Source organism: Collimonas sp. OK242, assembly GCF_900107095.1.
Classification (GTDB): Bacteria; Pseudomonadota; Gammaproteobacteria; order Burkholderiales; family Burkholderiaceae_D; genus Collimonas.
Map to the genome: position 1 here is coordinate 89,888 of NZ_FNOR01000019.1, position 12,316 is coordinate 102,203.

Genomic DNA, 12,316 nt, shown 5'->3' on the forward strand with positions numbered 1-12,316 from the left:
CAATGCTGGCTTACCAGCTTGGCGCATCGGTCCCTAAAGGTACCGATGGCCGGCTCCAGTGTGCCGGGGTCAGTGATAATTTTCCGGCATGGCTCACTGCAGTCAAGCGGCCAAAGCCCGATGCGGTGTGTTCCAGCAGATCCTGAATCTGTTCAAAGCTGATATCGGGGGTCGCCAGGCCGTTCTCGACCCGCCCGAGCTGGCGTAGCCAATGACCGGTTTGCGCCAGCGATACCCGTACATGCCAGCTGCCGCCTTCAGTGACCCGACGCGCCAACGCCGTCATGGCGCCAGCCGCCATCAGGTATCCGGCGGCATGGTCCAGCACCTGCATCGGCAGCGGTTTCGGTTGCTCGCTGTGCGCCGCCCGCGCTTCGGCATGGTTGAAGCCGCTGGCGGTCTGCACCAGGGAATCGAAGCCGCGGCGGCCGGCCCAGGGGCCGGCATGGCCGTAGGCGGATAGCGATACATACACGATGCCAGGGTGTTTTTTTGCGGCTACCGCGGGATCAAAACCCAGTGCGTCGAGACCGCCCGGGCGATAGCCTTGTACAAAGATATCTGTATCGTGCAGCAAGTGACTCAAGGTCCGGTGGTCGTCCGCCTGCCGCAAATCGAGCTGGCATGAGCGCTTGCCGCGCCCGGTATCGATCACCAGCGGGCCGATGGCGGGCAGTTGCGGTGCGGTCACCAGCAAGACCTCGGCGCCGTGCGCTGCCAGCGTACGGCCGCAGACAGGTCCGGCGATGATGCGGGTCAAGTCGAGCACCCGCACGCCGTCCAGCGGCCGTTGCGCCAGCGGCGCAGGTAGTTCGCGTGGCGGCGCATCGCCGATCTTTTCTATGGTCAGCAGCGGCAGTGTTTGCACCGCTTGTCCTTGCGGGTGGCGATCCCATTCCTCGAACGAACGCATGGCCGCGACTACCAGGCCGGTGCTGGCCGCAGCGTCCTCGAAACCCTCGGCAGTCCAGCTTTGCAGCGCCTGCCGCACGCTCTCAACCGTATGCTCGCATTGCAATAATCTGAGCACGCCATCTCGATGATGCGGAAAATTGGTGTGCAGGCGTAGCCACTTACCGTCGCCGCAGCAATAGGTGCCGGCGATTTTGTCCCATATCTCGTCGCTGCGGGCGTCATTGATACGGAAGTGGCGTTCGCTGCGGAATTCGGTCGCTGCATGGCGCATGTCGACGCTCACCTGTTGCTGTTGCCGGCTGCGCAGTTGCCACAGCTGCGCGGCCGACAGGGCCGCCACGGCGATACTGGCCTGGGCGGCGGTGCCGACTGCGAACGATGAAGGCAGTACCGGCTCGCTGCCGCTCAGCGACAGCTGCTGCAGGGCCGCGTCCGGCTGGCCAAGGGTGCGCCACAGCTGCTGTACAACATCAGATGGCGCAAGCGTCGCTTGCGACGAATTCGGATCGGATGACAGCAACATGTTCTGCTCCTTGAGGATGGCGGCGACCGTGTCGCCTATGTCAGCGCGAACAGCGGGATTCTGATGGCGATTTAGCGTGTGTATGTATGCGCGACGGAGAATCGGATGGCACCGCCACTCTTTCATGCAGCATGGCGCTGCCGTTGGCCCTGATTTTTACCAGTGTCGAGTTGCGCGTGCCGTAATCGGGCGATTCGATGAATACGGCTGACAGCACGCGCTCCAGTTCAATGCCGACGCCGGTGGACGGCAGCCGGCAGTCGCCGGCGCGGGTGGTGTCGCTCAACATGTCAAAGAAGCAGGCGTCAGGCGCGCCTTGGCACAGCAGGCTGGCAAATTGCGCCTTGGTGCGCACCACCTTCGGCCAGCAGCCGTCTAGCGACGCGTTCGACAATCCGTAGATGCCTGGCGGCAGCGGCTGACCGTTGCGGGCGTCTTCCGCATTTTTGTTGGAATACCAAATCAATTCCTTGCCGTCGCCGACCAGCAGGTTGAAGCCATTGTATTTTTCCGCGTCGCCGTCAATCTCAGCAATATACTCCGCGGCTGTCTGTTTGCTGCCGAGAAAATCCGAGACCAGCGTGCCGCGGGTCGGTGCATCGGCACGCCGTTCAGCCGGCGCTCGCACATTGGTGATGGCGGCAAAGCGGCCGCCGCGGGTGATGCCGATCCAGGTGCCACCGTCTTGCAGGTCGCGGCCGGCGTAGATGTCGGGTTGGTCTTCCCACCAATTGGCGGGTGCGGTCGGCCGCGCATAGAATTCGTCGCGGTTGGCGGCGGCTATCAAGGGCGAGCCAGGAATCACTTGCCACGCAAAAACAATCAAGCACATGATGAAATATTCACAAAAAATTCGGTATGACGGGGGCCATCGATAAGAGCAGCGAGGCCGTGCTGGGTAACCGCCTGTTCGACAATTTCGGTGAAATCCGGCGGCACCGAAGAATACACCTCCATCCAGGTGTGATGCGCATCTTTAATTTCGGGGCTGCGCTTGAGAGCGGTGGCGATCTGATGTTGCAATGAAAGCCCGGCCTGCATTGCCGCCGCAGCAACGTCGAATTGCTGGGCGTTGGCGGCGGCTACGCGGTAATAGATATAGAGATCGCTGCTCATTTTGTTTATTCTGCGCTCACGCCGGCAGTTCCGCGTCCGTTACATCGATAATTGAATAGGGCAAAGTGTGGAAATGCAATTGCGCGCCATTCACTGAACCTATATGTACCGTACCGTTGTTCTCCAATGCGGCCAGCTTGATCTCCAGCAGGCAGCTGCTGCTATCGGCGCTATCGGCTTCGGCATTGACTATCATGCCGCATGGCTGGTCTGGATCGGCACTGGAAAATACTTCCGTGCCGGCGGCAATGCCGGTCGCTGCGACACTGGCCAGGACGGCACGACGCTTGAGCTTGCCAAGGTATTGGCTGCGCGCGACAATTTCCTGCCCCGGGTAACAGCCTTTTTTGAAATTAACGCCGCCAATCACTTCAAAATTAATCATTTGCGGCACAAACTGTTCTTGTGTCGGCAGAGTGATTTGCGGAATGCCGGCCTGGATTTCGCTCAAGCGCCAGGCTGACGCGGCAACCGGCTGCAAGCTTGCGCTCAGTTGCGGCCAGGCGGTGATGGCGTGCCCGGTGCTGGTGATCCATTGATAGCGTGGCGTGGAGTTAGCGTCGGCGACACGGATCAGGGTGCCGTAGTCGTTGTCGATCTTGGCATAGGGTGCATTGGGCAGCGTTGGAAACCAGGGCGCCAGCGCCGCGCCGGCAGCATTGCCGGCCAGGCCTAACACGATCTGTGCATCCGACACATCCGTCAGCTTGGCTTTGGCGCGCATGACAAACATTTGCAGGCGCTTCTGGATCGCTGCCTGCAAGCTGCGCGGCAGTTGCAGGAAGATAGTATCGTTACTCTTCCACATCAGGAAAGTGGCCAGCAAACGTCCTTTCGGCGAGCAATACCCGGCCAGCCTGGCTTGTCCGACGGCAAGATTCTGGACATCATTGGTAAGCTGGGTATGCAAGAAGCTGGCTGCTTCCTCCCCTGTGAGCGCGATCAGGCCGAGATCTGTCAATGGTGCAACAAAAGATGCGCCGGCATCGACCGTTGCGGGCAGCGTCTCAAACGCTTGTTGCTGAGAAAAATCCGGCCAGGTACTTGTTATTTGATTCATAAATTGTAGGCATTCTCGAAACAGCGATTATCATATTGGGTTGATTATAGTGATGTCGCAAAAAAGGCGTTGGAGTTGGCCGTTTTTGCGAGCTAGCTGAAAACCATACGGAGCGGACCGGTCTTGTTTAAAAAACTATTGTTGAGCGTGATCTTGTTGGGCGGGCTGGCCGCTGGCGGTATAGCTTACTGGGCGCAGCAAGCGATTTTCGATGCCGGCGAGGCGCGCCCATTCACGATCGAGCCAGGTAGTACTTTGGCAAGTTCGGTGCAGCAGATCGACGCGGCCGGGGTCGGCGTCAATCCCCAGCTGCTGGAATTGCTGGCGCGGGTGACCGCTAAGGGCGGCAAACTAAAGGCCGGCAGTTATGAGTTGAAACCTGGCGCCACGCCGCTGCGCTTGCTGACCCAACTGGTGCGCGGCGAGTTTGCGCAAGAATCGCTGACCGTCATCGAAGGCTGGACTTTCCGTCAGATGCGGCAGGCAGTGGCGGCGCAGGCGGCATTGAAGCACGATACCGCTGCGCTGTCCGACGCCGAATTGCTGGCGAAAATCACGCCCGACTACAGCGTGCCGGAAGGCTTGTTCTTCCCCGATACCTATTTGTTTGCAAAAGGATCTAGCGACCTGCAGGTCTATAAGCAGGCCCACGGTTTACTGATCAAGCGCCTCAGCCAGGCGTGGGAAGGGCGCGATGCAGCGCTGCCCTACAAGACGCCCTACGAAGCCTTGGTGATGGCGTCGATCGTGGAAAAAGAAACCGGCCGCCGCGCCGATCGCAGCACAATTGCCGGCGTGTTCATCAACCGGCTCAAGATCGGCATGCTGCTGCAGACTGACCCGACCGTGATTTACGGCATGGGCGATCTATATCAGGGCATCATCCGCAAGCGCGACCTGACCACCGATACCCCTTACAACACCTACACCCGGGCCGGCCTGCCGCCGACGCCGATCGCCTTGCCCGGCGCGGAATCGATCAGCGCGGCCATGCATCCGGCGCCGACCGACGCCTTGTATTTCGTGGCCCGGGGCGACGGCAGCAGCCATTTCTCGAATAATCTGGGTGAACATAACCAGGCGGTCAATCAATATCAACGATAGCGATGGCGATGCGCGATAATTGAAGCATCCGCCGGTTTTCTTCAGAACCGCATCAGCAACTCAACAGGCAAGGCAATGGCATCAGGAAAATTCATCACATTTGAAGGCATAGACGGCGCCGGCAAGTCGACCCATATCGGTTTTGTCGCGGATTTGCTGTGCAAGCACGGCTTGCGCGTCGTTACCACCCGCGAACCGGGCGGCACTGAGTTGGGGGAGACGCTGCGGGAAGTGTTGCTGCATCAGAAGATGCATCTGGAGACGGAAGCGATGCTGATGTTCGCCGCCCGTCGCGAGCATCTGGCGCAAGTGATAGAGCCGGCGCTGGCGCGCGGCGACTGGGTGATTTCAGATCGGTTTACCGACGCCACCTTCGCCTACCAGGGCGGCGGCCGGCAATTGCCCCTGGCTAAACTGGAAGCGCTGGAGCAATGGGTGCATCCGCACTTGCAGCCGGACCTGACCTTGTTGTTCGACGTGCCGCTGGAAGTGGCGCGGACGCGCCTGGATGCGAGCCGCACGCTGGATAAATTCGAGCAGGAAAAGGCCGATTTCTTCGCCGCCACGCGCGCTGAATACCTGCGTCGCGCTGCCCAGTTCCCTCATCGTTTTCACATTATCGATGCGACTCAAACGATTGCCGAAGTCCGGCAAGCGTTGACCCGCATCATTTCTAGCCTGTGCGCCGGGTAGGCCGCCATGCCAATGACGATAACGCTCTATAAGCGAAACGGAAAGCAATGAGTAACTCCTTGTTCCCGTGGCAGGACGGCGTCTGGCAGCAGCTGCAGCAAATGCGCGCACGCTTGCCGCACGCGATTCTGTTTCACGGCGCTGAAGGCATCGGCAAAACCGTTTTTGCCGAACTGTTCGCGCAATCGCTGCTGTGCGAACAGCCGCAGGCTGATGGCCATGCCTGCGGCGTATGCGCTTCTTGCGGCTGGTTCATGCAATACAACCATCCAGATTACCGGCGGGTGCGGCCGGAGATCCTGGATGGCGAGGATGCAAGCGATGGCGACGAAGGCGGTGAAGCTGGCGACGGCAAAAAAACTGCCAAGGCAGCCAAGGCGCCTTCCAAGGAAATCAAGATCGACCAGATCCGCGCCTTGTCCGGCTTCATGAACATCTCCACCCATCGCCAGGGGCAGCGGGTGGTGTTGCTGTATCCGGCCGAAGCGCTGAATACTGCTGCCTCCAACGCCTTGTTGAAGACATTGGAGGAGCCGCCGCCAAACACCGTCTTTCTGCTGAGTTCAAACAGCCTCGATCGATTGCTGCCGACTATTTTGTCGCGCTGTCGTAAATTTGCCATGCCGCTGCCGTCGCGCGAGCAGGCCATGGCCTGGTTGCGTCAGCAAGACGTGAAAGACGCCGATGTCTGGCTGGCGGAGCAGGGCGGGGCGCCGTTGACTGCGTATGCGCAGTCGCAAAGCGAAGGGCGCGAGCTGATCGATGAGTTTTTGCTGCATTTGACCAAGCCCGGCATAGACGGTGCGCTGAAATGTGCCGAACATTTGCAGAAAACCCCGGTCGCCGAGCTGGTCGGCTGGCAGCAGCGTTGGCTATATGATCTGTTTTCCTTTAAATTGTGCGGCACAATCCGGTATTATCCTCGTTATGAAAAAGCGCTCGCTGGCTTGGCTGCCAAAGTTGAAACCGGCGCTTTGCTGCGGGCGCTGAAAAGCAGCAATGAACGTCGTGCAATTGCAGAACACCCTTTATCGGCGCGGCTCTTCATTGAAGAAATGCTGTTGGACTACGCCGCAATGTTTGCTTGAATTTTGTTTATAGGATAGCGATGGCAGAAAACTCTACAATCCCGGCCGAGCCGGTCAAATTAGCCCGGCCATCGGTTTTGTCGCTGGTGATCAAGGAGAAATCCGCCTTGTATGCCGCTTACATGCCGTTCCTGACCAACGGCGGCATCTTCGTGCCTACCAACAAGAGCTACCACCTCGGCGACGAAATCTATCTGATTTTGAGCCTGATGGATGACGGCACCAAATACCCGATCGCCGCCAAAGTGGCGTGGATTACACCTAAGAACGCCAACAACAACAAGGCGCAAGGGGTAGGCGTGCATTTCCCGGACGACGACAGCGGCCAGCGGCTGCGCAAGCGGATTGAGGAAGTGCTGGGATCGGCGCTGGGATCGGCGCGCCCAACGCATACTTATTAATACCGGCTGATGCCGGCAACAACCAATCTTTGAATTGCAGATGATGGATTACAGCTTCAGATTAGCCGGCCAGCAGGATTTGCCGGCGATTGTAGATATCTACAACAGCACCGTCGCTTCGCGCGAAGTTACCGCCGATACCGAACCGGTCAGCGTGGCGTCGCGCCAGGCCTGGTTTGACCAGCACAACGCCGATCGGCGCCCGCTGTGGGTGGTAGAGCAGCAGGGCGCGGATGGCAAGGTCTCGATCCTGGGCTGGTTGTCGTATTCCGATTTCTACGGCCGTCCGGCCTATGCCGGCACTGCCGAACTGTCGATCTATATCCATGAAGATGCGCGCGGCAAGGGCATCGGCCGCTATCTGCTGGGGAAGGCGATTGAACATGCGCCAGCCATCGGCGTGCATACCTTGCTTGGCTTCATTTTCGGCCATAACCAGGCCAGCCTGAAATTGTTCGACGCCTTCGGTTTCGAGCGCTGGGCCAACATGCCGCGGGTCGCTACCCTGGATGGCGTTGAGCGCGATCTGGTGATCCTGGGTAAACGCGTCGCATAAGACGCTGTTCCTTGCAATAAATCTCGGGGAAGGCGCCTAGCCTTCCTCTTGCTTTTTCGTCATTGTTTCTCGCCTGCGCCGATCGATGTTGTCCGATTGATCATGCGCGCCGGCCTCGCCCCAACAACAACTCCCGTCCGGTGCTAAAGTACCGGCTTTCTTTGCTTCGAGTCACTCATGTCACGCACACTGGTCCTGGCCTCCAATAACGCCGGTAAATTAAAAGAATTCAGCCAGTTGCTGGCGCAGATCGATTTTGACGTTCGTCCGCAAGGCGAGTTCGATGTCCCCGAGGCGGAAGAGCCGCATCTTAGCTTTATTGAAAACGCACTCGCCAAGGCCCGCCACGCTTCGCGTCTGACCGGCCTGCCTGCGCTCGCCGACGACTCCGGCGTCTGCGTCAACGCGCTGGGCGGCGCGCCCGGAGTGTTGTCAGCCCGTTATGCCGGCGAACCGAAATCGGATGCGGCAAACAATCGCAAGCTGGTCGCCGATCTGGCGTCGCATGCCGATAAATCAGCCTATTATTACTGTGTGCTGGTATTCGTGCGCCATGCCGACGATCCGCAACCGGTGATTGCCGACGGCCGCTGGAACGGCCTCATCATCGATGCGCCGCGCGGCGCCGGCGGCTTCGGTTACGACCCGTATTTCCTGCTGCCGGAGCAGAACAAGACTGCCGCCGAATTTACCGCAGCCGAAAAAAATGCCGTCTCGCACCGCGGCCAGGCGCTGCGTGCTTTAGTTGAAAAATTGCGATGATCCCGATCAAGCCCATCGGCATGCCGGGCCAGGCTAAAAGCCTCGCCAACAACAAGCCATCCGCGGCCGCCCAGGCGGCCCTGGCATATCTGCAGCCGGGTGCGCTCAGCCTGAGCGCCTTGCCGCCGCTGTCGCTGTACATCCACTTTCCCTGGTGCGTAAAGAAATGTCCGTACTGCGATTTCAATTCGCATGAAGCCAAGGGCGGTTTTCCTGAAGAAGAATACCTGGCCGCCTTGCGCGCCGATCTGGAAGCCGCGCTGCCGCTGATCTGGGGCCGCAAGATTTATACGATCTTTATCGGCGGCGGCACGCCCAGCCTGATGTCGGCGGCCGGACTGGATCGCCTGATGTCGGATGTGCGTGCATTGCTGCCGCTGGACGGCGCCGCCGAAATCACGATGGAAGCCAATCCCGGCACCTTCGAGGTGGAAAAATTCAAGTCCTACCGCAACAGCGGCATCAATCGCCTGTCGATAGGGATACAAAGTTTCAACGGCCGCCATCTGCAAGCGCTGGGCCGTATCCACGATGACGGCGAAGCGCGCCGCGCGGTCGAGATCGCCCATGCGACTTTCGATAATTTCAATCTCGACCTGATGTACGCCTTGCCGTCGCAAACGCTGGAAGAAGCGCAGCAGGACGTCGCCACCGCCATCGGCTTTGCGCCGCCGCACCTGTCGCTCTACCACCTGACGCTGGAGCCGAATACCTACTTCGCCAAGTACCCGCCGGTAGTGCCGGACGACGACGCCAGCGCCGAAATGCAAGACATGATCAGTGCCCACACCAGCGCTGCCGGCTACGGTCATTATGAGGTGTCGGCCTATGCCCAGGCTGGCCGCCAGGCGCGCCACAATTTGAATTACTGGGAGTTCGGAGATTATCTCGGCATCGGCGCCGGGGCGCATTCCAAGCTGTCATTCCCGCATCGCGTCATCCGCCAGATGCGCTACAAGCAGCCCAAGGCTTATCTTGAACATAGCCGTCTGGGTAATGTAGTCCAGGAGGAAACGGAAATCGGCCGCGACGATCTCGGATTCGAATTCATGCTGAATGCCTTACGCCTGAACAATGGCTTCGAGGTGAATCTGTTCAGTGAACGTACCGGGCTGGCCATCAATGCGATAGAAAAATCCCTGAATCAGGCGGAAGCCAGAGGCTTGCTGTACCGCGACCACAAGATCATCCGGCCTACTGCGCTGGGGCAACGGTTCCTGAATGATTTACAGCAGATGTTCCTGCTGGATTGAACCGTTTCTCCTGCGTAATCCTGCTTTCATTTCAATAAAAGCGGGTTCGGGATCGTTAATTTTCCACAAATTGGGTATAATTACGCCTCTCTGGAAGTGTGGCCGAGTGGTTGAAGGCACTAGTCTTGAAAACTAGCGACGGTTTATCCCGTTCGTGAGTTCGAATCTCACCGCTTCCGCCAAGTATTTTCATTAACCCCTTGATGTTTAAGGGGTTTTTGTTTTTCTGAGTGTGCCGGTATGCCATTCAGTATGCCATCTCTGATGTGAGTCGATGCACCTGCAGAGATGCCACCGAGCCCGCTCAATTCCTGACTCATGGCCTCTCAGTTGCGTTTCTACATGAGCTTCATGATGGGGCGCCTAATTGATCATCTGACGCTCGGCGTCAGCTTCAGGCTCACAGCTCCTTCCAGACCCATATTTACAAGAGACCAAGCTACGCCAGCGCTCAAGCAGTGCCGCTACAGTAACGCATGTATCGCGCATCGCGCCAGGTACTTCCCGTTGATGTACCGACCACGCTATCTAGGCCACCAGCAAACGATCTGTCCAGAATAAGTCCTATCATTCGTTCTGAGCCGGCTAACTCAAGGTTATTGTGCTGTGGACGACCTTGGACGACTTTGGACTTCTTTGGACGATGTATTATCCAAGTCATGAACAATTAATAAAAATGGAATGACACATGGCTGAAAAGAGGCAATACGGAGCTGGTGCAACGATTCTTCGCTTAAAACAAGTTATGGAGCGGACGAAAATCAGGAAATCTAATGTTTATAACAAAATGAATCCGAAGTCATCTGGCTACGATGCGAGTTTCCCACTTTCGGTCAAACTCGTGTTAAATTGCATCCTATTCTGACCCCTAGTTTGCATCGAATTTTGACCCACTCTTCGATATAACTTATTGGGTTATGCTGAGACTAATCGGGTTTTTTGTTCCTTTCCGGCAGTTTGGTGTTCGTTTGCTTGCTGAATTGACCCGGTCAGTTTGACCCGCCCGCCATACCCTCGCGAACGCCGCGACCCTGTCATAAGATCCCTCAAAACCCAATTCCTTCAGGTCTTCATGGATCTGCTTCAATGTGCGCCGTTGCTTGCGCGATTTGGTCGCCTCGGTCTTTAGCAAAGCCGATAACTGGAACGCATATTTGTCGATTGCACTGGGCGAACGCCGCTCCGCGTAGGACGGCTCTGTGATTTCCGCACGCAGATAGCGCCGGACAGTGTTTCTGGAAATGCCAAGACGTCTGGCGATCTCCCTTAGGGGGACCTGGTCGCGAATGTGCCAGCGTCGAATAATGCCTAGTAATGCCACGTCGATCACTCCAATCCCCTACTCAATGTTGTGAGCAGGATTGTGTCTTAAACGTGGGTCAGTTTCGTGTGCAAATTATGCGGCAAAGTGGGTCAATTTTGGATGCAAATCAACATCTGGGGCACATTGCCGTAGTTTGCGACGAAAGCGGGGACATTGCCGGTAAACTCAAACTCGGAATCTCCATAGATGCTCGCGGCGGCTCCAGGTGCTTTGGAAGATGCTTTGCGGTCGACTTCGTTGTAAGTGTATGCGTAGTCCATGACGCTGACGGTCATGGCGTCGCTTGCGATGTCCGGTGGTGCGTAGGTCCCCCACGTCTTCTGCATCTGCTCGATCTTGTCTGTGGCGCCGGCTTGCTGGAGTATGTGGTAGACGGCGTTGTAGGCTGAATCAAGGGCGCCAACGATCCACCCGTGATGAACGGAGCAGCACTCTCCAGCGAAGTTGAGACATCCTCCGAACTCGGGGGTGAGCAGTGCAGCGTAAATGTTCTTGTACTGTCCGGGGTTAAACAAGGCGAAGGCGCCTCCCCCGGCATGATCGTCCCAGAACCATGTCTTCGTTGTTTTCCCATCATGGTAGCCGGAAAATTGGTCGTAGACATCAACGTCGGGATAGAGGTAGGCGATGCCCTTCAGGCATTCTGCTACGCGCTCCTCGTCGCTGAGTGCGCCGAGTCGGCGAGCGTCCTGGGCCCAGCAATAAATTTGCAGCACACCTTGAGTTGCCTCGTATCCGTAGGTGGGGTAGATGATTTGACGATTGGGCCTGTCGCTGGAAGCAGCGCCAAGACCTTGGCCCTGACGCTGGCCGAGCTTGGCCCAAAATTGCGTTTTGAAGGTGAGAAAGGCCTTGAAGGATGCCATGTATTGGCATTCGCGGATGGCCTGAGCCTTTGGGAAGGAGAGCTGATTGAGAAGGTTGCCCTTGATCTCGCCGTTGAGATAGGCGCCGCCGGGGAGCGTGCTGATCACGTAAGGATATTGCTTTTCGAGTACTTGGGGTTCATTTCCCGCTGCGGAAAGATTCTTGATCTTAACCTTCATTCCGCCGTGGCCATGGTACAGACTGGAGTCGTGCTCTATCTCCGAGACTTTGTGCTGAAGGAAGACTCTCTGTTTTTTTTGAGGAGAGCTGGTAGTTGAGCTTGCCTTGCCGTCCTTGGCCGTCGCACCAGAAGCGGTGGCAGTAGGCTGTGCGTCGGGGGTAAGGTTGGGTGCGGTATAGGAGTAGGGGCCGCCTTCCTTCTCTGGCAGCGCGCCCACCTGGACCTGGGCAAGGCGGCCTTCCGCCTGCAAAACCCCATATTCAAGGTCGAGTACCGTGCGACAGGCATCGGGGAAGCGCTGCATACCCTGGTCCACTGTGAGCATGTAGATAGCGCTGTCTTCTGGATGGTACGGGTCCTTGCTTCCTCCCCAATCGTAGTGTAGTGGTCTAATTTGCCCGGACACCTCGATAGGTGGACAATCCACCATCCGAGGAGATTTGCATGACAAGGCAACGCCGCACTTTCGATCA

The 12,316-nt window shown here is 57.7% G+C and carries 13 protein-coding genes, 1 tRNA gene and 1 pseudogene; 9 read left to right on the top strand and 6 right to left on the bottom strand.

Going from position 1 to position 12,316, the window contains the following annotated elements:
- Positions 1-10: 10 nt before the first annotated feature.
- Genes BLV81_RS19650 through BLV81_RS19665 form a run of 4 tightly spaced genes read right to left on the bottom strand, consistent with a single transcriptional unit; the run spans position 11 to position 3,614 of the window.
- Positions 11-1,438 (bottom strand): CoA transferase, encoded by a 1,428-nt coding sequence (locus BLV81_RS19650; protein WP_092359398.1) that lies wholly within the window; start codon positions 1,436-1,438, stop codon positions 11-13.
- A gap of 40 nt (positions 1,439-1,478) precedes the next feature.
- Positions 1,479-2,270, bottom strand: coding sequence for an NRDE family protein (locus BLV81_RS19655; protein WP_092359400.1), 792 nt, complete (start codon positions 2,268-2,270; stop codon positions 1,479-1,481).
- Positions 2,261-2,554 (bottom strand): DUF4936 family protein, encoded by a 294-nt coding sequence (locus tag BLV81_RS19660; protein WP_092359402.1) that lies wholly within the window; start codon positions 2,552-2,554, stop codon positions 2,261-2,263. The genes BLV81_RS19655 and BLV81_RS19660 overlap by 10 nt, the downstream gene beginning before the upstream one ends.
- A 16-nt stretch (positions 2,555-2,570) precedes the next feature.
- Positions 2,571-3,614, bottom strand: a complete 1,044-nt coding sequence (locus BLV81_RS19665) for a CAF17-like 4Fe-4S cluster assembly/insertion protein YgfZ (protein WP_092359404.1) — start codon at positions 3,612-3,614, stop codon at positions 2,571-2,573.
- Positions 3,615-3,737: 123 nt separating this feature from the next.
- Here BLV81_RS19665 and mltG point away from each other — a divergent pair, with 123 nt between their 5' ends.
- The 9 genes from mltG to BLV81_RS24480 all read left to right on the top strand — a co-directional run bounded on the left by mltG (position 3,738) and on the right by BLV81_RS24480 (position 10,336).
- Positions 3,738-4,718, top strand: a complete 981-nt coding sequence (gene mltG, locus BLV81_RS19670; RefSeq protein WP_092359406.1) for an endolytic transglycosylase MltG — start codon at positions 3,738-3,740, stop codon at positions 4,716-4,718.
- Positions 4,719-4,793: 75 nt separating this feature from the next.
- Positions 4,794-5,411: a dTMP kinase gene (gene tmk / locus BLV81_RS19675; protein ID WP_092359408.1), complete on the top strand. Its 618-nt coding sequence runs from the start codon at positions 4,794-4,796 to the stop codon at positions 5,409-5,411.
- A gap of 47 nt (positions 5,412-5,458) precedes the next feature.
- On the top strand, positions 5,459-6,499 hold the full coding sequence (locus BLV81_RS19680; protein WP_092359410.1) for a DNA polymerase III subunit delta': 1,041 nt from the start codon (positions 5,459-5,461) through the stop codon (positions 6,497-6,499).
- A gap of 20 nt (positions 6,500-6,519) precedes the next feature.
- Complete coding sequence (locus BLV81_RS19685) at positions 6,520-6,900, top strand: PilZ domain-containing protein (RefSeq protein WP_092359413.1); 381 nt, start codon at positions 6,520-6,522, stop codon at positions 6,898-6,900.
- 43 nt (positions 6,901-6,943) lie between these two features.
- The gene (locus BLV81_RS19690; protein ID WP_092359436.1) at positions 6,944-7,456 is read left to right on the top strand and encodes a GNAT family N-acetyltransferase; all 513 of its coding nucleotides are present in this window, start codon (positions 6,944-6,946) and stop codon (positions 7,454-7,456) included.
- Positions 7,457-7,633: 177 nt separating this feature from the next.
- The gene (gene rdgB, locus BLV81_RS19695; protein ID WP_092359415.1) at positions 7,634-8,218 is read left to right on the top strand and encodes an RdgB/HAM1 family non-canonical purine NTP pyrophosphatase; all 585 of its coding nucleotides are present in this window, start codon (positions 7,634-7,636) and stop codon (positions 8,216-8,218) included.
- Positions 8,215-9,471: a radical SAM family heme chaperone HemW gene (gene hemW / locus BLV81_RS19700; RefSeq protein WP_092359417.1), complete on the top strand. Its 1,257-nt coding sequence runs from the start codon at positions 8,215-8,217 to the stop codon at positions 9,469-9,471. Before rdgB ends, hemW begins: the two co-directional genes overlap by 4 nt.
- A 92-nt stretch (positions 9,472-9,563) precedes the next feature.
- A tRNA-Ser gene (locus BLV81_RS19705) sits at positions 9,564-9,653 on the top strand.
- A 506-nt stretch (positions 9,654-10,159) separates the two neighbouring features.
- Entirely contained in the window at positions 10,160-10,336 is a 177-nt protein-coding gene (locus BLV81_RS24480) for an AlpA family phage regulatory protein (RefSeq protein WP_092359418.1), read from the top strand.
- A gap of 135 nt (positions 10,337-10,471) precedes the next feature.
- On the opposite strand, the pseudogene BLV81_RS19715 reads toward BLV81_RS24480, so the two are convergent.
- Together BLV81_RS19715 and BLV81_RS19720 are read right to left on the bottom strand one after the other, a co-directional pair.
- A pseudogene (locus tag BLV81_RS19715) lies at positions 10,472-10,801 on the bottom strand (helix-turn-helix domain-containing protein); the annotation flags it as partial.
- 83 nt (positions 10,802-10,884) lie between these two features.
- Entirely contained in the window at positions 10,885-12,147 is a 1,263-nt protein-coding gene (locus tag BLV81_RS19720) for a flavin monoamine oxidase family protein (protein ID WP_218134296.1), read from the bottom strand.
- Between the last annotated feature and the right edge of the window lie 169 nt (positions 12,148-12,316).

Bases quoted from the DNA above. Each gene is read 5' to 3' on its own strand.
- BLV81_RS19650 (WP_092359398.1), bottom strand. From the start codon at position 1,438: ATGTTGCTGTCATCCGATCCGAATTCGTCGCAAGCGACGCTTGCGCCA.
- BLV81_RS19655 (WP_092359400.1), bottom strand. From the start codon at position 2,270: ATGTGCTTGATTGTTTTTGCGTGGCAAGTGATTCCTGGCTCGCCCTTG.
- BLV81_RS19660 (WP_092359402.1), bottom strand. From the start codon at position 2,554: ATGAGCAGCGATCTCTATATCTATTACCGCGTAGCCGCCGCCAACGCC.
- BLV81_RS19665 (WP_092359404.1), bottom strand. From the start codon at position 3,614: ATGAATCAAATAACAAGTACCTGGCCGGATTTTTCTCAGCAACAAGCG.
- tmk (WP_092359408.1), top strand. From the start codon at position 4,794: ATGGCATCAGGAAAATTCATCACATTTGAAGGCATAGACGGCGCCGGC.
- BLV81_RS19680 (WP_092359410.1), top strand. From the start codon at position 5,459: ATGAGTAACTCCTTGTTCCCGTGGCAGGACGGCGTCTGGCAGCAGCTG.
- BLV81_RS19685 (WP_092359413.1), top strand. From the start codon at position 6,520: ATGGCAGAAAACTCTACAATCCCGGCCGAGCCGGTCAAATTAGCCCGG.
- BLV81_RS19690 (WP_092359436.1), top strand. From the start codon at position 6,944: ATGGATTACAGCTTCAGATTAGCCGGCCAGCAGGATTTGCCGGCGATT.
- rdgB (WP_092359415.1), top strand. From the start codon at position 7,634: ATGTCACGCACACTGGTCCTGGCCTCCAATAACGCCGGTAAATTAAAA.
- hemW (WP_092359417.1), top strand. From the start codon at position 8,215: ATGATCCCGATCAAGCCCATCGGCATGCCGGGCCAGGCTAAAAGCCTC.
- BLV81_RS24480 (WP_092359418.1), top strand. From the start codon at position 10,160: ATGGCTGAAAAGAGGCAATACGGAGCTGGTGCAACGATTCTTCGCTTA.
- BLV81_RS19720 (WP_218134296.1), bottom strand. From the start codon at position 12,147: ATGCAGCGCTTCCCCGATGCCTGTCGCACGGTACTCGACCTTGAATAT.